This window comes from Thermoanaerobacter brockii subsp. finnii Ako-1, assembly GCF_000175295.2.
In the GTDB taxonomy this organism is placed as follows: Bacteria; Bacillota; Thermoanaerobacteria; order Thermoanaerobacterales; family Thermoanaerobacteraceae; genus Thermoanaerobacter; species Thermoanaerobacter pseudethanolicus.
The window spans coordinates 762,210-779,777 of the sequence record NC_014964.1; the positions used below are offsets into that span (position 1 = coordinate 762,210).

The 17,568-nt window shown below is 33.9% G+C and carries 17 protein-coding genes; 16 read left to right on the plus strand and 1 reads right to left on the minus strand.

Features of this window, described 5'->3' with window-relative positions; translation table 11 throughout:
- Positions 1–55 precede the first annotated feature (55 nt).
- The 8 genes from THEBR_RS03655 to THEBR_RS03690 all read left to right on the plus strand — a co-directional run bounded on the left by THEBR_RS03655 (position 56) and on the right by THEBR_RS03690 (position 8,529).
- On the plus strand, positions 56–1,396 hold the full coding sequence (locus THEBR_RS03655) for a radical SAM/SPASM domain-containing protein (protein ID WP_009052856.1): 1,341 nt from the start codon (positions 56–58) through the stop codon (positions 1,394–1,396).
- 56 nt (positions 1,397–1,452) lie between these two features.
- Entirely contained in the window at positions 1,453–2,109 is a 657-nt protein-coding gene (locus THEBR_RS03660; RefSeq protein WP_012269147.1) for a helix-turn-helix domain-containing protein, read from the plus strand.
- 121 nt (positions 2,110–2,230) lie between these two features.
- Positions 2,231–2,419, plus strand: coding sequence for a ferredoxin (locus THEBR_RS03665; RefSeq protein WP_003868665.1), 189 nt, complete (start codon positions 2,231–2,233; stop codon positions 2,417–2,419).
- 82 nt (positions 2,420–2,501) lie between these two features.
- Positions 2,502–2,729 (plus strand): alpha/beta-type small acid-soluble spore protein, encoded by a 228-nt coding sequence (locus THEBR_RS03670; protein ID WP_012269148.1) that lies wholly within the window; start codon positions 2,502–2,504, stop codon positions 2,727–2,729.
- Positions 2,730–2,836: 107 nt separating this feature from the next.
- Positions 2,837–5,197 carry a Lon protease family protein gene (locus THEBR_RS03675; RefSeq protein WP_012269149.1) on the plus strand — a complete coding sequence of 787 codons (2,361 nt, stop codon included), beginning with the start codon at positions 2,837–2,839 and terminating at the stop codon, positions 5,195–5,197.
- Complete coding sequence (queG, locus tag THEBR_RS03680) at positions 5,197–6,339, plus strand: tRNA epoxyqueuosine(34) reductase QueG (protein ID WP_009053011.1); 1,143 nt, start codon at positions 5,197–5,199, stop codon at positions 6,337–6,339. Before THEBR_RS03675 ends, queG begins: the two co-directional genes overlap by 1 nt.
- Positions 6,320–6,961: an endonuclease III gene (gene nth, locus THEBR_RS03685; protein ID WP_012269150.1), complete on the plus strand. Its 642-nt coding sequence runs from the start codon at positions 6,320–6,322 to the stop codon at positions 6,959–6,961. Before queG ends, nth begins: the two co-directional genes overlap by 20 nt.
- A gap of 98 nt (positions 6,962–7,059) precedes the next feature.
- Complete coding sequence (locus tag THEBR_RS03690; protein WP_012269151.1) at positions 7,060–8,529, plus strand: VanW family protein; 1,470 nt, start codon at positions 7,060–7,062, stop codon at positions 8,527–8,529.
- Positions 8,530–8,591: 62 nt separating this feature from the next.
- On the opposite strand, the gene perR is transcribed toward THEBR_RS03690, so the two are convergent.
- Positions 8,592–8,999 (minus strand): transcriptional regulator PerR, encoded by a 408-nt coding sequence (gene perR, locus THEBR_RS03695; protein WP_012269152.1) that lies wholly within the window; start codon positions 8,997–8,999, stop codon positions 8,592–8,594.
- 172 nt (positions 9,000–9,171) lie between these two features.
- On the opposite strand from perR, the gene THEBR_RS03700 reads away from it, so the two are divergent.
- The 8 genes from THEBR_RS03700 to gpmI all read left to right on the plus strand — a co-directional run bounded on the left by THEBR_RS03700 (position 9,172) and on the right by gpmI (position 17,538).
- Positions 9,172–9,996, plus strand: a complete 825-nt coding sequence (locus tag THEBR_RS03700; RefSeq protein WP_003867198.1) for a Cof-type HAD-IIB family hydrolase — start codon at positions 9,172–9,174, stop codon at positions 9,994–9,996.
- Positions 9,997–10,011: 15 nt separating this feature from the next.
- Positions 10,012–10,284 (plus strand): acylphosphatase, encoded by a 273-nt coding sequence (locus THEBR_RS03705; RefSeq protein WP_012269153.1) that lies wholly within the window; start codon positions 10,012–10,014, stop codon positions 10,282–10,284.
- 109 nt (positions 10,285–10,393) lie between these two features.
- The gene (gene rpoN / locus THEBR_RS03710) at positions 10,394–11,758 is read left to right on the plus strand and encodes an RNA polymerase factor sigma-54 (protein WP_003870202.1); all 1,365 of its coding nucleotides are present in this window, start codon (positions 10,394–10,396) and stop codon (positions 11,756–11,758) included.
- 137 nt (positions 11,759–11,895) lie between these two features.
- Positions 11,896–12,918: a sugar-binding transcriptional regulator gene (locus tag THEBR_RS03715; RefSeq protein WP_003870201.1), complete on the plus strand. Its 1,023-nt coding sequence runs from the start codon at positions 11,896–11,898 to the stop codon at positions 12,916–12,918.
- A gap of 48 nt (positions 12,919–12,966) precedes the next feature.
- Entirely contained in the window at positions 12,967–13,974 is a 1,008-nt protein-coding gene (gene gap, locus THEBR_RS03720) for a type I glyceraldehyde-3-phosphate dehydrogenase (RefSeq protein ID WP_003870200.1), read from the plus strand.
- Between the two features lie 65 nt (positions 13,975–14,039).
- Positions 14,040–15,221 (plus strand): phosphoglycerate kinase, encoded by a 1,182-nt coding sequence (locus THEBR_RS03725; RefSeq protein ID WP_003870199.1) that lies wholly within the window; start codon positions 14,040–14,042, stop codon positions 15,219–15,221.
- A gap of 13 nt (positions 15,222–15,234) precedes the next feature.
- Positions 15,235–15,981, plus strand: a complete 747-nt coding sequence (tpiA, locus tag THEBR_RS03730) for a triose-phosphate isomerase (protein ID WP_012269154.1) — start codon at positions 15,235–15,237, stop codon at positions 15,979–15,981.
- A gap of 12 nt (positions 15,982–15,993) precedes the next feature.
- Entirely contained in the window at positions 15,994–17,538 is a 1,545-nt protein-coding gene (gene gpmI / locus THEBR_RS03735) for a 2,3-bisphosphoglycerate-independent phosphoglycerate mutase (protein ID WP_003870197.1), read from the plus strand.
- The last annotated feature ends 30 nt before the right edge of the window (positions 17,539–17,568 follow it).

Below are 17,568 nucleotides of genomic sequence, written 5' to 3' on the forward strand. Positions count from 1 at the left end.
TTTTTGGGTCAGTTTGATATTTTGGGATAAAAAATAAAGTAGAGGAGGATTTATGATGAATGTGATTGACCCGCTTGTCAGTACCATTATTAACTATGTGGATAAAAACCCAGAGAAAAATTTAGACACGTTAGCCAACCTCATGTCAAAAATTGCAATAATGCCACGGCATAAACAACAGATAGAAAGTGTGAAAAGATTTTTAAATGATAAGGAGAGCAACTGGTACAAATTTACAGTAAAGGGCCTTAAAAATATTGACAAAAATATTTTAAAAACGTTAGTGGTTAATTTCTTAGTAAATGCCAGTTTGAAAGGTATTCCTAAGCAGCAAGAGTGGGAAGAAAAGTTAGGTGTTTCTGTGCCATGGGCAATTTTAATGGATCCAACAGAGGCTTGCAATCTCAGATGTGTTGGTTGTTGGGCAGGACAGTACAAACCCCATAATCTCTCCTTTGAAGTGATGGATAGAGTATGTGCAGAAGCGGAAGAGTTAGGTATATATTTTATAGTTTTATCAGGGGGAGAGCCTACTGTTAGGATGAAAGATATTATAAAACTTGCGGAAAGGCATAAAAACCAGGTATTCCATTTATTCACTAATGGAACTTTAATTGACGAAGATATGATAAAAGAGGTTAAAAGAGTCGGAAATATCACCTTTGCAGTAAGTATCAATGGTTTCAGAGAAAGTAACGATGCAATACGTGGAGAAGGTACTTTTGATAAAATTATGAGAGCAATGGATTTGATGAGAGAAAATGGATTGCTGTTTGGATATTCAGCTACATATACAAGAACAAATGTAGAGGAAATTTCAAGTGATGAATTTGTAGATATGATGATAGATAAAGGTGCATATTTTGCTTGGTACTTTACTTACATTCCTATTGGTAGAGATCCAGATGTCAAGTTTATAGTAACCCCTGAACAGAGAAAGTACATGTATGAAAGAATAAATTATATAAGAGCTACAAAAGAGCTTTTCGCAATAGATTTTTGGAACGATGGTGAATTCAGCGGTGGATGTATTGCAGGTGGCAGAAGATATTTGCACATAAATGCAGCGGGAGAAGTTGAACCTTGTGCTTTCATCCATTATTCCAATGTAAATATAAATGAAGTGAGTTTGAAAGAAGCGCTGCAGTCTCCTATTATGAAAGCTTATAGAAAGAGACAGCCTTTTAATCAAAATCACTTAAGGCCTTGCCCACTGATTGATAACCCAGAAAAACTTTTAGAAATAGTAGAAGAGTCAGGAGCTAAACACACAGAAGCTAGTGAAGCCTCTCACATCAAAAACCTCTACGATGATTTAAGAGTGGTTGCTGATAATTGGGGTAAAGTAGCCAACGAAATTTGGGAGAAAAAAATGGAAATGAAAAAAGAGGCTTGACATAAATACTAAAATCCCCTATAAATTTAGATAGTATTACTTAATGGGGTGTTGAGATGCTGACAAATAGGAGGGTGGAATTTTTAAAAACACTAACTGAACTTTATGATTCAAAAGGTGAGCCTGTTCACTATACAGATGTGGCGCAGGCAATGAAAATTAGCAAATGGACAGCTTATGATATTTTAAAGGAATTAGAGAAAGGTGATTTTGTCAAGACTGAGTATTACCTTGGGGAGGAAAAAAGCCAAGGAAGATCTACTTTAAGATTTTTACCAACAGAAAAAGCTTATGAAATATTTAAAAAAGCGGATAAAGATGAATGGAATTCCCTGAGAGATACTTTGATTAAAAAAGTAAAAAATAGTAAGCCTAATTCTCTTGAGGAAATATTAAATGAGATGTTTCAGGCTACTAAGCCTATAGAATTTTGTGCATATGCTATTACTGCATTTTTACTAAAACTTAGGATGGCGGGAGGCCTTTCCATGGAGAGTATAGAAAATTTACTGGCCTCTGTTAATCCTACTTCTTCTTTAGTTTTATTTGTAGGAGCAGTATTAGGTGCTTTGTTGTACACTAAAATAAAGAGCGATATAGACAAAAAATTGGCTGAAAACATTCAAAAATTTTATATCAATTTAAATAAACTGAATTCGCAAGATGTCAATTTACTTAATAACTTTTTGAGAGAACTCCTTGCAATTGTATAAGGCTATATGCCTTATTTTTTTGCATATTTTCAAAGAGAAAGTTAAAAACTATTGAAGCAAGGGGAGGTTAATGATATAATGTATGTGTAAAATTTTACATAAAAAATTAGGAGGTAATCTTATGAGAGTATATGTTGACCAAGACGAATGCATAGCTTGTGGGGTTTGCATAGACATGTGTCCAGATGTTTTTGACTGGAATGATGAAGGAAAGTCCCATGTAATCGTAGATGAAGTTCCAGCAGATTTAGAAGATTGTGTGCAAGATGCTATGAGTTCTTGCCCAACAGAGGCAATAAAAGAAGAATAACCCGGATTTACCGGGTTTTTTCATACATTTTTAAAGAAGCTTTAGGGGAAAATATTGATAAAACGAAGTATGGAGGGTTTTTATGGGGAAAAGAAAAAAGTTATACCCTAAAGCTGAGAATGAGTTGGATTCTTTGAAGCAAGAAGTTGCTGAAAAGCTTAATTTAGATGACGATATTGAAAAACGCGGATGGGAAAATATGACTACAAGAGAGGTAGGTAAAATAGGAGGAAACATGGTAAAGAAAATGATAAAATTTGCAGAAAAAGAAATGGATGAAAGAGACGGAAAAATTGATGAAGAAGATTAATTGGCTGGAGGACTATCCTTCAGCCAAAATTTATTCTTTGTGTAAAAAGAGGAAAAATTGATTTGTTGGCGAATAATTATTATTAAAAAGATTGGGTGGGTGTTGTTATGGGAAAGTTGAGTTTTAACAGATTAAAAAGATATGTAAATCCAGAAGTTTTTGATTTTGACACAACTGAAGAAATCCCTCCATTAGAAGGAATAATAGGACAAGACAGAGCGAAAAAGGCAATGGAATTTGGAATTAAAATAAAACAGAAAGGTTACAACATATTTATAACAGGAATAACTGGAACTGGTAAAACTAGTTTTGCCTCCAGTTACATAAAGAAGATTGCAAGAACGGAAGAAAGGCCAAATGATTGGGTTTATGTATATAATTTTGAAAAACCTGCTCAACCAATAGCGATAGAATTACCAGCTGGAATGGGCAAGCAATTCAAAAAAGACATGGAGGATTTTGTGGAACAACTCCAAAGGGATATACCTAAAGCTTTTGAATCGGATTCTTATGATATGCAAAAGAGTGAGATAATAAAGAAATACCAAGAAAAAAAGAGTGAGCTAATGGAAGAATTAAATACGCTTGCAAAAAGTTTTGGATTTGTCTTAAAAGATACTCGCACAGGTATTATAAGCATTCCTGTTATAGAAGGAAGGCAAATAAGTCAAGAAGAGTTTCAACAGTTAGATGAAGAAGTAAGAAAGGAAATTGAAAAAAGAGCTGCAGAATTTGAAGTAAAAGCTCTTCAAATATGGAAGGAAATACAATCTATTGACAAACAAGCGAGAGATGAAATTAAAAATTTGGACAATAATATAGGTCTCTTTGCTGTAGGTCATTTGATTGAGGATTTAAAGGGGAGATATAAAGTAAATGAAAGTGTGCTAAAATATTTAGAAAGCGTCAAAAAGGACATCTTAGAAAATATTGGAAGTTTTAAGAGTACTGATGGAGAAGATATGCCATTTCCTCTTTTGATGAGGAAAGAAAAAGCCTTTTTAAAAAAGTACATGGTTAATTTGCTTGTAGACAATAGCAATACTGACGGTGCTCCAGTTGTGTTTGAGTATAATCCTAACTATAATAACATAATAGGAAGTATAGAATACGAAAGTGACTTTGGAGTTGCTACAACGGACTTTACTAAAATAAAAGCTGGAGCATTACATAGAGCAAATGGCGGTTATTTAATTTTGCAAGCAAAAGATCTGTTATCTTATGCTTATGCTTGGGATGCTTTAAAAAGGTCTTTAAAGACGGAAAAAATTATAATTGAAAATATATCTTCTCAATATGGATTTTTGTCAATTTCTTCTTTAAAACCAGAGCCTATAAAGTTGGATGTAAAGGTGATTTTAATAGGTACCCCTTATCTTTACTATTTGCTTTACAATTATGATGAGGACTTTAGCAAACTTTTTAAAATAAAAGTAGATTTTAACGAAGAGATGGAGCTAAATGAAGAAAATATGAAAAATATGGCTTCTTTTATAAAGACCCACTGTGTAGAAAACAATTTAAAGCCCTTTGACAGGGAAGGTGTTGCAAAAGTTATAGAGTATAGTACTAGACTTTCTGAGGACCAGGACAAATTAACTACCCGCTTTAACGAAATTGTGGAAGTATTGTATGAGGCAGATGCCTGGGCAGGTTTGGAAGGAAGTCAAGTAGTTACAGGAGTCCATGTTAAAAAGGCTATAGAAGAAAAAATAAAGAGGGTAAATAAGCTAGAAGAAAAAGTTTTAGAATATTTCAAAAGGGACATATATCTTGTTGATGTTGAGGGAGAGAGAGTAGGAGTTGTCAATGGATTAGCTGTTATAAATTTAGGGGATTATGAATTTGGTAAGCCTTCAAGGATAACTGTCACCACATACCCAGGGGAAGAAGGGGTTGTAAATATTGAAAGAGAATCAAAAATGAGTGGTAGAATACACGACAAAGGAGTTATGATATTGACAGGTTATTTAGGGAGTAAGTTTGCAAAAGATTTCCCTTTGACCCTCTCTGCTAGAATCGTTTTTGAACAGTCCTATGAAGGAGTAGAAGGAGATAGTGCTTCCAGTACAGAACTTTATGCACTCCTTTCCAGCCTTGCAGAAGTTTCTATAAAACAGGGAATTGCCGTAACAGGGTCAGTCAATCAATTTGGGGAGGTACAACCGGTGGGAGGAGTGACCCATAAAATAGAGGGATTTTACAAGGTTTGTAAAGAAAAAGGTTTGACAGGGGAGCAAGGAGTAATAATTCCTCATCAAAATGTCAATAATTTGGTTTTAACAGAAGAAGTTATAGAAGCAGTTAAAGAAGGGCTTTTCCACATCTACAGTGTAAAAACAATTGAAGAAGGGATAGAAATTTTGACAGGAAAAAGCTTTGAAGAAATTTACGATAAAGTTTATAGAAAGCTTAAATATTATTATGGATTATTGTCTAATAAAAAAGAAGATAAAGGGGATAAATAGTGGATTGTGTAACTAAGGAAGAGATAAAAAAATTTGCACAACAAATTGGTGTTGACTTAGTAGGTTTTGCAAGTCCTGATTGTTTGAAAGAATATGATAATTTTCTAAAAGAAAGAGAAAATTTAGGCTATAGTTGTTCTATTGAGGAGAGAGATATTCAAAAAAGAATCTCTCCTGAATTTATTTTGCCTGAAGTGAAATCCATTATAGCCATAGCTTTGTCATATAATGTAGAATATGAGATTAAATATTACAGCAGAAGCTTTGGTATAGTTTCAAGAAGCAGTTGGGGAATAGATTATCATAAAGTTTTAAAAGAAAAGATGGAAAAACTTTCTGAATTTATAAAATCAAAATGTGAAGGAGTAAAAACAGTATGTTTAGTGGACAATAACCCGCTTTTAGAAAGAGAAATTGCCTACCATGCAGGGATAGGGTGGTTTGGAAAAAATGGACTTATAATAAACGATGAATATGGTTCATATATTTTTTTAGGAGAAATACTCATAAACAAATATTTTGAGCCGGATGCACCGCAAAAAACTAAATGTGGGGATTGTGATTTGTGTATAAAAGCTTGTCCTACAAATGCTATAGTTGAACCTTATATAATAAATGCTCATAAATGTTTGTCTTATATCACAGTCAAAAAAGGGAAAATAGAAGAAAAAATGTCTAAGAAAATGGGTAGAAGAATATATGGCTGTGATACTTGCCAGCATGTATGTCCTTTTAATAAAAGAGCAAAAAAGGTAGTAAGGTCAGAATTTGTACCGGATAAGTTACTGCCAAGGCATGACTTAATAGAAATTTTAAATATGTCAAAAAAGGAGTTTGCAGAAATTTTTGGACCAACTTCTTCCTCTTGGAGGGGAAAAAGTATTATAATAAGAAATGCTATAATTGCTTGTGTCAATACAAAGGAAAAAAGTTGTATAGAGCCTCTAAAAAACTTGTTGAAGTCACAAAGTCCTCTTTTGAGAGGATATAGTGCATGGGCTCTTTCTCATTTGTGTGACAAAGAGATTTTAAGTGAAATAGAAAATGCCTTACTTAAAGAAAAAGATGAAATGGCAAAGAAAATGATGATAGAAGTATTAAATAAATTAAAGGGTGATAAAATTGAGAATAACGAAAGATGAAGCTTTAAAAGTTATAGAAATATTAAAAGAAACATATCCTAATGCTAAGTCAGGGCTTAAATTTACTAATCCGTTTGAACTTTTAATCGCTACAATTTTGTCAGCGCAATGTACAGACAAAAGAGTGAATATAATTACTGACAGGCTTTTTAAAAAGTATAAAACGCCGGAGGATTTTTTAAAGCTTACTCCAGAAGAACTTCAAGAGGAAATAAGGGAATGTGGTTTGTATAGGAATAAATCAAAAAGTATATTAGAGACATGTAAAATTTTAAAAGAGAAATACAATAGCAAAGTGCCTGAAACCTTAGAGGAATTGATGACATTGCCAGGGGTGGGGAGAAAGACTGCCAATGTAGTTTTAAGCAATGCTTTTTCCAAGCAGGCTATAGCAGTGGATACTCACGTTTTTAGAGTGTCCAATCGCATAGGTCTGGCGGACAGTAAAGATGTTTTTACAACGGAAAAACAGCTTATGGAATTAATACCAGAAAACTTATGGTCTTTGTCTCATCATCTTTTAATACATCACGGAAGAAATTTATGTATGGCGCGAAAGCCTAAATGTGATGAGTGCCCTGTAAATCATCTGTGTTTGTATTTTAAAGGAAGGAAAAATTAATATTTTCGTAACCTTTTTAAGAAATTATTAATTGTATTATAAAACTAATTGTAATATTATACTATTGTAAATGGAAGAAAGGAATAGGAGAGAACAAAATGCAAGCGAAGGGTGGTACTAAAAAAAATAATTATTTTTATATTGCAATTATTTTATTGCTTTTGGTTTTCTTATCATCTTCTTTTGCGTATTTTTATTTAATGCTTAATTCTAAAGTTATTGCAAAGGGGATTTTTGTAAATGGCATAAGCATAGGAGGGATGACAAAAGAGGAATCGGTAAATTTTCTTAAAGATAAGATAAAAATTTCTTCTTTTTCCGTTACAGCTAAGTATCAAGATAAAATTTTTGTTATCACATCAGAAGATATCAATTTATCTTATAACTATCAAGAAATGGTAGAAGAGGCTTACAAAATAGGTAGAGAAGGAAATCCTGTTGAAAGAATAAGAGAAATTTATGTAACAGAAAAAGAAGGAAAATATTTTAGCTTTTATCCCAAGTACGATGAAAATAAATTAAAAGAGTTTGTTAATAGAATTTCTCAAGAGATTGATAAAGAGCCAATTAATGCGAAAATAAAAATTACAAGAGGAGTAAAACAAATTACACCAGATGTAGAGGGTGTAAAAGTTAATAAAGACAAAACTTTAAAAAATTTAAAACAGCTTATGGATGAGTTAATAAAAGGAGAGACAGAGAAGCCAGAAGTAGAGATTGTTGCGGATAAAGTTGAAGCAAAAGTTACAAAATCAATGCTAGAAATGATTAATGGACGAATTTCTACTTTTTCTACTGTATTTAATCTTCAAGATGCAAACCGTTCAGGGAATATAGCAGTGGCGGCAAGAGCTGTAAACGGTACCTTGCTTATGCCAGGTGAGACATTTTCTCTTAATAAAACTTTAGGGCCGAGAATAATACAAAACGGTTACAAAGAAGCCCCCGTGATAATAGGCAATAAACTTGTACCGGATATAGGAGGAGGAGTATGCCAAATTGCTACAACCTTGTATAATGCAATTTTACGGGCAGATATAACAATTACTGAGAGATACCATCACAGTTTTCCAGTAGCTTATGTACCGCCAGGACAAGATGCTACTATTTCGGGAGATGTTTTAGATTTAAAATTTAGAAATTCTACTCAATATCCTATATATATCGAGTCCTACATAGAGGGCAACAAATTAGTAATGAACATATATGGCTATGTGACGAATCCTTCAAAATGGGTAGATATTCAGTCAGAGGTTGTTGAAAAATATGAACCTAAAATAAAATATATAGATGACCCCAAACTACCTCAAGGAGAAGAAGTTGTGGAGATACAGCCTCATATTGGCTATAAAGTCAATGTATATCGTTTGATTTATGAAAATAATAAATTGGTTAAAAGAGAATTTTTATATACAGATGTGTATAGGCCAGTGGATGGAGTAGTTAAAAAAGGAACTAAAAAAGTAGAAAATTCAAAATCTCAAGAGTCACCGACAGAAAAGGAAAATAATGCTCAAGTTAATCCAGAGCCACCACAGAATTCAGAAGAAGAAACTTCTTCGCCTTAACATAATATCACCTCCCATTTTTTATCAATGAAAATGGGAGGTGATATTTAATTATTAAGTTTCTAGCGACAGATCGGACAATAACCGTAGAAATAGAGCTTTTGGTCTACGAGTTTGTAATCAGTATACTGACTAACTTCATCTAAAACGTCTTTTAGAAGAGATTCATCGAGGTCTTCTACTTTGCCACAACTTATACAGACGACATGGGGATGAGAATTGGTGTTAGCATCGTATCTGAAGCTACCTTCCCCTACATTCAATTCTTGTATTAATCCCATGTTTTTCAAAATTTCCAATGTTTTATATACAGTCGCTAAGCTCATTGTGGGAAAATCAGAGGCAAGCTTTTTGTATATAGTTTCTGCTGTAGGATGTTCTTTTGAATTTCTAAGTAGATTAAGTATTGCTAATCTTTGAGGTGTTACTTTAAGCCCTTTTTGCTTTAAGAGGGCAGCAGCTTCCTCCATTATATCACTCCATTTCATAAAAGATAATATTTTTCTTTTGATATTTTGTGTCTTAATTATATCTCTATTCATTAATAATGTCAATTATTTTTGAACATATCGGCGATATGGCAATTTACAGTGATATAATGTATAATATAATTGAACACAATAAATTAAGGAGTTGAAAGGAATGCAATACAAATTAATTGCCATCGATATGGATGATACTCTTCTAAGACATGATAAAACTATATCTAAAGAGAATATAGAAGCATTACATAAAGCTCGGGAAAAAGGAGTATATGTAGTAATATCTACAGGAAGGGTTTTTGCTTCCGCGTATGCCTACGCAGATATGATTGGTTTTAGAACTTACATAATTGCAAGTAATGGTGCTTTGATAAGAGACCCTGATAATAATACTATTTATGAAAGCCTTCTAAACTATGACAGCATGGAGGAAATTATAAAAGTATGCCAAAAGTACAATACATATTTCCAGCTTATAAGTGACAAAACGGTGTTTTCTCCGGAGATAACAAATAAGTTTCAAAGGTATGCCGAGTGGAATGAGCTATTTAAAACAGAGTTAAAAGTGGATGTCCAGGAGGTAAAGGAACCGTTAAAAGAGTTGGACAAATTAAAAAGTAGTATTTTGAAAATCATAGTTTTTAACGATGATGTTGAAGTATTAAAAAGCATAAGAGAGGAATTGTCAAAGAATACCTCAATACAGATAACCAGTTCTTATATGGACAATATTGAAATTGTCAATAAAGGAGTCAGCAAAGGAAGGGCCCTTAAAATTCTAGGAGGTTATTTGGGAATAGAAAGAGAAGAAATGATAGCAATAGGAGATAGTGAAAATGATATAGAAATGATCAAATTCGCAGGACTGGGTGTGGCGGTTGAAAATGCTATTGATGAGGTCAAAAAAGTGGCAGACTTTATAACGAAATCTAATATGGAGGACGGTGTAAAGTACGTTATTGATAAATTTATATTACAATCATAAGAAAGGAGTATTTCTATGAAAAAAACAGTACATTTGCGCATAACCGGACATGTGCAAGGGGTGGGGCTGAGGTATTCTGTGTATCAAAAGGCAGTTTCTTTGGGAATTGCAGGTTATGCGGAAAATCTTTATGATGGCAGTGTAGAAGTTGTTGCAGAAGGGGAAGAGGAAAGTATTAAAGAATTGATAAATTTTATTAAAACAGGTTTGAGATGGGCAAAAGTAGATAATGTAGAAGAAAGATGGTCGGATTACAAAGGGGAGTATCGGGATTTCCGGATTTATTAGTTGCTCTTTTTTTTATTCAATAAAACGTTTAAATGTGATATAATAATTAAAAAATAGTTTTACTATTTTAATGAGTTAATTTATTAATAGCGATTGAGGGTGCATGAATATGAGGATGGAATTCGATTTAAAACTTCAACAAACTCAAAAACTTATAATGACTCCTGAACTAAAACAGGCTATTGAGATTTTACAATTAAATTCCTTAGAACTTAATGCTCTTATAGAACAGGAATTAGAGACTAATCCTCTTCTTGAAAAAGAAGAAGTTATCGAAGAAGATATATATGAATCTAATGATTTTACTGAGTTGGCTAAATATATACGAGAAACAGAAGAGAGAATGTATTATGATGATTCCGATGATGAAGAAATAGAAGAAGTCAATTATGAAAACTTTGTGTCCACAAAGCCTTCTTTGACTGACCACCTTTTGTTCCAACTTCACATAACCCCTGTTTCTCCTAAAATCCAGAAAATATGTGAATATATAATATTTAGTCTAAGTCCGAGTGGTTATTTGAGAGAGGATATAAAAGATATTGCGGAAATTCTGGAATGTACTGAAGAAGAGGTATTAGAAGGATTATCTATAGTTCAATCTTTTGACCCCCCAGGAATTGCAGCACGTAATTTGCAAGAATGTTTAAAACTTCAGCTTTTAGCCCAAGATAGTTACAAAGGCATTGTAAAAGAATTGGTAGACTATCATCTTGAGGAAATTGCTGAGGGGAAGTATTCATACTTAGCAAAGTTGTATAATATTTCCCTAAAAGAAGTGCAACAAGCTGTAGATTTTATAAAAAAACTCAATCCTAAACCGGGAAGCAGCTTTTCTTCTACAGCAGATGTTAGATATATTGTACCAGATGTGGAGGTAATAAAAAGAGAGGGAGAGTATTTTGTTATAGTAAACGATTCAGTCACTCCTAAGCTCAAGATTAATAATTACTATCATTCTATTTTAAATAGCCATGATGAAGAAGCTAAAAAATATATAAATTCAAAACTGCAATCAGCCATGTGGCTTATAAAGAGTTTAGAAAGTAGAAAAGAAACTTTGTATAAAGTAGTTAAAGCAATAGTGGAGTTACAAAGGGATTTTCTTGACAAAGGTATCAATTACTTAAAGCCTATGACACAAAAACAAATTGCTGATATTGTAGGTATCCATGAATCTACTGTCAGCAGAGCTATAAATGGGAAATATGTTGCGACTCCAAGAGGGCTTTTTGAACTAAAATTTTTCTTTCAATCTGGAATTTCTAATAAAAATGGGAATGAATTTTCTGCTGAAACTATTAAAAATCTCATAAAAAAATTGATCGAAGAAGAAGATCCAACAAATCCTTTAAGTGACCAGAAAATAGCGGATATTTTAAAAGAAAAAAATATTAATATTTCAAGAAGAACAGTGGCAAAATATAGAGAGGAATGCAACATTCCTTCTACTATCAAAAGAAGAAGATATTAAATGGGCATGTAAATGCCCATTTAGGCTATTGAAAAAGCTTTATTAATAGTATAAAATAGTTAATGTAAATACTTTTTATGAAATGTGGGACATTTATAGAATAACGGGACTTTAACCGTCCTGAAGAGGGAAATGGCATGAAAGATATTATAGCTTTACAACAAAAGATAGTACCAGAGTTAATAGATTTACTTCAAAAGAGATATACTATAATGCGAAACATATATTTTAATCAACCCATAGGGCGAAGGGCACTTTCACACCAGTTGAATATGGGGGAACGAATAATTAGAAGTGAGGTATCCTTTTTGAAGGCTCAAGGTTTGGTGGATATAAATCCGATGGGAATGACAATTACTAAAGAAGGAGAAGAACTTATTGAAAACCTCAAAGATTTTATTCATGAGCTTAAAGGATTAAATAACATTGAAAATCTTTTAGAAGACAAGCTACAGGTAGAAAAAGTTATAGTAGTACCAGGTGATGTTGAAGAAGACTCCATGATAAAAAAAGAGTTAGGCAAATCTGCAGCTAATTACCTAAAAACAATAATAAAATACGACAGTATAATTGCCTTAACGGGTGGCTCAACTGTCTTAGAAGTTGCAAATGGTATGCCTCAACTTTATTCCCAATCAAACATAGTAGTTGTGCCAGCCCGTGGTGGATTAGGCCGGGAAGTAGAAAAGCAGGCAAATACAATCGCTTCAATTTTAGCTAAAAAACTTGGCGGTACATACAAGATGTTGCACGTGCCGGACAATTTAGGCAAAGAGGCGGTAAAGAGTCTCATCAAAGAGCCGGATATAAAAGATGTGGTAGAAACCTTGAAAAAAGCAGATATTTTGATATTTGGAATAGGTCGCGCAGATATAATGGCAGAGAGAAGGAATTTACCACAAGATATTAGAGATTTTTTAGAAGCGAACAATGCTACAGCTGAAGCTTTAGGCTATTACTTTGATAAAGAAGGGAAAGTAGTCTATGCTACACCAAGTATTTTTCTGACTTTAGAAGACCTAAAGTTTGTTAAAAATTTAATAGCAGTATCTGGCGGAAAAGGTAAAGCAGAAGCTATTGTTTCTACTTGCAGAAGTGGCAATGTACAAGTGCTTGTCACTGATGAAGGAGCTGCTTTTGAGATTTTAAAAATTGTTTAAAACACCTTTTCAGGTGTTTATAAAATAAAAATCAAGGAGGAATACATAATGGGTGTTAAAGTTGCTATCAATGGTTTTGGAAGAATTGGAAGAAATGTATTCAGAGCTGCATTTAAGAAAAATGTTGACCTTGAATTTGTAGCTATCAACGATTTAACAGATGCAAAAACATTGGCTCATCTATTAAAATACGATTCTACTTTTGGTAAATTTGAAGGAGAAGTATCTTATACGGATGATGCGTTAATTGTAAATGGCAAGGAAATTAAAATTTTCAAAGAAACTGACCCTGCAAAGCTTCCATGGGGAGAATTAGGAGTAGACATTGTAATTGAATCCACAGGAAGATTTACAAACAAAGATGATGCTATAAAGCACATCCATGCTGGAGCTAAAAAAGTTATAATTTCTGCACCTGCTAAGAATGAGGACATAACAATTGTTATGGGTGTTAATGAAAACATGTATGACCCAGCTAACCATCATGTAATTTCAAATGCTTCTTGTACAACCAACTGCTTAGCACCAATAGCTAAGGTTATTAACGACAAATTCCGCATTAAAAAAGGTATGATGACAACAGTTCACTCTTACACAAATGACCAAAGAATACTTGACTTACCTCACAGCGATTTGAGAAGAGCAAGGTCTGCGGCTATGTCAATAATACCTACTACAACAGGTGCAGCAAAGGCTATTCACTTAGTAATTCCTGAATTAAAAGGAAAAATGAATGGTTTTGCGATGAGGGTTCCAACTCCAGACGTATCTGTTGTTGATCTTGTTGCAGAAGTTGAAGTACCTGTTACAGTTGAAGAGGTTAATGCAGCATTAAAAGAAGCTTCTGAAACATATATGAAAGGCATTTTAGGTTATTCTGAAGAGCCATTAGTTTCAATGGACTATAAAGGAGACGACAGATCTTCTATAGTTGATGCACCTCTTACAATGGTAATTGAAGGAACATTAGTGAAAGTTGTTTCTTGGTATGACAATGAATGGGGTTATTCCAACAGAGTTGTTGACCTTGCAAAATATATTGCTGACAGACTCTAAGTAGTAAAGGGTCCGTGTCCTTTGTGGACCGGACCTTTAAATCCTAATATAAGGAGGTTTTTGTGATGAAAAAGACAGTGCGTGATATAGATGTGGCAGGAAAAAGAGTTTTAGTGAGAGTAGATTTTAATGTGCCTATGGATGAAAACAAAAATATAACAGATGACACTCGTATAAAAGCAGCACTTCCTACTATTGAGTATTTAATAAATCACAATGCTAAAGTAATACTGGTATCCCATTTAGGAAGACCAAAGGGCAAAGTAAATCCAGAATATTCTTTAAAACCTGTTGCAAAAAGGTTGTCAGAGCTTTTAGGCAAACAAGTCATTATGGCAGAGGATGTAATTGGAGATGATGCTAAAACAAAAGCAGCTGCATTAAAAGAAGGAGAAGTATTGCTTTTAGAAAATGTGAGATTCCACGCAGAAGAAGAGAAAAATGACACTCAATTTGCAAAAGAGTTAGCTTCTTTAGCAGATATATATGTAAATGATGCTTTTGGCACAGCTCACAGGGCCCATGCTTCTACAGCAGGCGTTGCAGCTTATTTGCCGGCAGTATCAGGCTTTTTAATTGAAAAAGAACTTACTATTATGGGAGAAGCTTTAGAAAATCCAAAGAGACCATTTGTCGCTATATTAGGAGGAGCTAAAGTTTCTGACAAAATAGGGGTTATAACAAACCTATTAGAAAAAGTAGATAGCCTTTTAATTGGCGGTGGTATGGCTTACACCTTTATAAAAGCAAAAGGATATGAAATTGGTAAGTCGCTTTTAGAAGAGGATAAAATAGAGTTAGCTAAAGAATTAATGGAGAAGGCTAAGCAAAAAGGTGTTAATTTGATGCTTCCTGTTGATACAGTTATTGCTAAAGAATTGAAATCAGGCGTACCTTATGAAGTAGTCGATATAGACAAAATGCCTCAAGACCAAATAGGAGTAGACATTGGACCTAAGACTATTGAAGAATACTCAAAAGTGATAAAACACGCCATGACAGTAGTGTGGAATGGGCCTATGGGAGTTTTTGAAATTCCTGAGTTTGCAAAAGGTACAGAGGCTATTGCGAAAGCTTTGAGTGAATGCAAAGGTACTACTATAGTAGGCGGTGGTGATTCTGCAGCTGCTATAGAGCAATTAGGATATGCGGATAAAGTCACTCATATTTCTACTGGAGGAGGAGCTTCTCTAGAGTTTTTGGAAGGCAAAGTATTGCCAGGAATTGATGTTTTAAATGATAAGTAAAGGGGTGTTTGTTTTGAGAAGACCAATAATTGCAGGTAACTGGAAAATGCACATGACCCCTTCTGAAGCGGTGAAGTTAGTTGAGGAATTGATACCTCAAGTGAAAGACGCAAAAGCAGAAGTTGTAGTAATACCTCCTTTTGTTGACTTGACAGAGGTAAATAAAGTAATTCAAGGTACTAATATTCTTCTCGGAGCACAAGATATGTTTTGGGAAGAAAAGGGCGCATATACGGGGGAAATTTCACCTTTAATGCTTAAAGAGATTGGGGTGAAATATGTTGTAATAGGCCACTCTGAAAGAAGGCAGTATTTTGGTGAGACTGATGAAATGGTGAATAAAAAAGTTTTATCCGCTCTATCTCACGGCTTAAGTCCTATTGTGTGTGTAGGAGAATCTCTTTCTCAAAGAGAAGAAGGAAAAACTTTTGAAGTAGTTTTAAATCAAACTAAAGAGGCTTTAAAAGGTGTTTCCCACGATGATATTGTAAATGTAGTAATAGCTTATGAGCCAATTTGGGCTATAGGTACTGGCAAAACTGCTACAGCTAAAGATGCCAATGAAGTGATAAAAGCTTTAAGGAATACTATAGCTTCCCTTTATGGAAAAGAAAAAGCAAGTTTAGTTAGGATACAGTATGGGGGGAGTGTAAAGCCCGAGAACATTTCTGAACTCATGGCAGAGAGCGATATAGACGGGGCTTTAGTAGGGGGAGCAAGTCTTGTAGCATCAGATTTTGCAAAGATTGTCAATTATTAAGGAGAGGATTATATGCCTGAAAAATTAACCATGCTAGTTATACTGGATGGGTTTGGACTATCAGACAAAAAAGAAGGAAATGCAGTATATCAAGCTAATACTCCAAATTTAGATTTTTACTTTAAAAACTATCCCCATACGATTCTTTCCGCCAGTGGCCTTGCAGTAGGACTTCCTGAGGGACAAATGGGAAACTCAGAAGTAGGGCACTTAAATATTGGAGCGGGAAGAATAGTATATCAAGAACTTACGAGAATTAGTAAAGATATAAAAGAAGGTACTTTTTTTAAGAAAAAAGAATTTTTAGATGCGATAGAAAATGTAAAGAAAAACAACTCAAAACTACATCTTTTTGGCCTTTTGTCAGATGGAGGGGTTCACAGCCACATAACTCATTTATTTGCTTTAATGAAATTGGCAAAAGAACATGGGTTAAAAGAAATATATATTCATGCTTTCTTAGATGGAAGAGATGTTCCACCCGCCTGTGCAAAGGAATATATAAAGCAGTTTGAAGAAGAGTCAAACAGGATTGGCATAGGAAAAATTGCAACGATTTCTGGAAGATATTATGCAATGGATAGAGACAAAAGATGGGATAGAACTAAAAAGGCTTATGATGCAATAGTGTTGGGAAAAGGTGTTTATGCTAATTCACCAATGGAAGCAATAGATATAGCTTATTCAAAAGACCAAACTGACGAGTTTGTAGAACCAACGGTAATTTTAGAAAATGGAAAGCCAGTTGCTACGGTAGAAGCGGGGGATTCTATAATATTCTTCAATTTTAGACCTGACAGAGCAAGGCAACTTACCAGAGCTTTTATTGACGAGGTATTTAACCATTTTGAAAGAGAAAAAGGGTATTTGCCTGTATTCTTTGTGTCTATGACGCAATATGATGAAACCTTTGAAAACACACATGTGGCGTATAAGCCAGAAAGACTGGAGAATACTCTTGGTGAATACTTAAGTAAAAAAGGGATTAAACAGCTTAGAATTGCAGAAACAGAAAAATACGCCCATGTGACTTTCTTCTTCAACGGTGGCGTAGAAGAGCCAAATGAAGGGGAAGAAAGAATTTTAGTTCCTTCGCCTAAAGTAGCTACTTACGACCTAAAGCCAGAAATGAGCGCTTATGAGGTTACAGATACTGTAATACCTAAGATTATGTCAGATCAATATGGCTTTATTCTTTTAAACTTTGCAAATCCTGATATGGTAGGGCATACAGGAGTTTTAAATGCTGCAATAAAAGCGATTGAAGCAATAGATGAGTGCCTTGGAAGAATAGTAAATGCTGTTCAAAGTGTAGGAGGGACAATAATTATAACAGCTGACCATGGCAATGCGGAAGAGATGATTGACCCTGTGACAAAAGAGCCACAGACAGCTCATACTACAAACCCAGTTCCATTTATTGTTATAGGTGAGGGAGATATTGATTTAAGAAAAGATGGGATACTGGCTGACATTGCTCCTACAATTTTGGACATAATGAAACTACCAGTTCCTAAAGAGATGACGGGAAAATCTTTAATCATTGGAAGAAGATAAAATTTAAAATAAAATTTAAAAAGAAAGGAG

What these genes read in the sequence shown, in the direction of transcription:
- gpmI (WP_003870197.1), top strand. Translation starts at nt 15,994, where the DNA reads ATGCCTGAAAAATTAACCATGCTAGTTATACTGGATGGGTTTGGACTA.
- THEBR_RS03705 (WP_012269153.1), top strand. Translation starts at nt 10,012, where the DNA reads ATGAAAAAAACAGTACATTTGCGCATAACCGGACATGTGCAAGGGGTG.
- THEBR_RS03700 (WP_003867198.1), top strand. Translation starts at nt 9,172, where the DNA reads ATGCAATACAAATTAATTGCCATCGATATGGATGATACTCTTCTAAGA.
- THEBR_RS03715 (WP_003870201.1), top strand. Translation starts at nt 11,896, where the DNA reads ATGAAAGATATTATAGCTTTACAACAAAAGATAGTACCAGAGTTAATA.
- THEBR_RS03670 (WP_012269148.1), top strand. Translation starts at nt 2,502, where the DNA reads ATGGGGAAAAGAAAAAAGTTATACCCTAAAGCTGAGAATGAGTTGGAT.
- THEBR_RS03665 (WP_003868665.1), top strand. Translation starts at nt 2,231, where the DNA reads ATGAGAGTATATGTTGACCAAGACGAATGCATAGCTTGTGGGGTTTGC.
- gap (WP_003870200.1), top strand. Translation starts at nt 12,967, where the DNA reads ATGGGTGTTAAAGTTGCTATCAATGGTTTTGGAAGAATTGGAAGAAAT.
- THEBR_RS03655 (WP_009052856.1), top strand. Translation starts at nt 56, where the DNA reads ATGAATGTGATTGACCCGCTTGTCAGTACCATTATTAACTATGTGGAT.
- THEBR_RS03690 (WP_012269151.1), top strand. Translation starts at nt 7,060, where the DNA reads ATGCAAGCGAAGGGTGGTACTAAAAAAAATAATTATTTTTATATTGCA.
- THEBR_RS03660 (WP_012269147.1), top strand. Translation starts at nt 1,453, where the DNA reads ATGCTGACAAATAGGAGGGTGGAATTTTTAAAAACACTAACTGAACTT.
- THEBR_RS03675 (WP_012269149.1), top strand. Translation starts at nt 2,837, where the DNA reads ATGGGAAAGTTGAGTTTTAACAGATTAAAAAGATATGTAAATCCAGAA.
- perR (WP_012269152.1), bottom strand. Translation starts at nt 8,999, where the DNA reads ATGGAGGAAGCTGCTGCCCTCTTAAAGCAAAAAGGGCTTAAAGTAACA.
- rpoN (WP_003870202.1), top strand. Translation starts at nt 10,394, where the DNA reads ATGAGGATGGAATTCGATTTAAAACTTCAACAAACTCAAAAACTTATA.
- THEBR_RS03725 (WP_003870199.1), top strand. Translation starts at nt 14,040, where the DNA reads ATGAAAAAGACAGTGCGTGATATAGATGTGGCAGGAAAAAGAGTTTTA.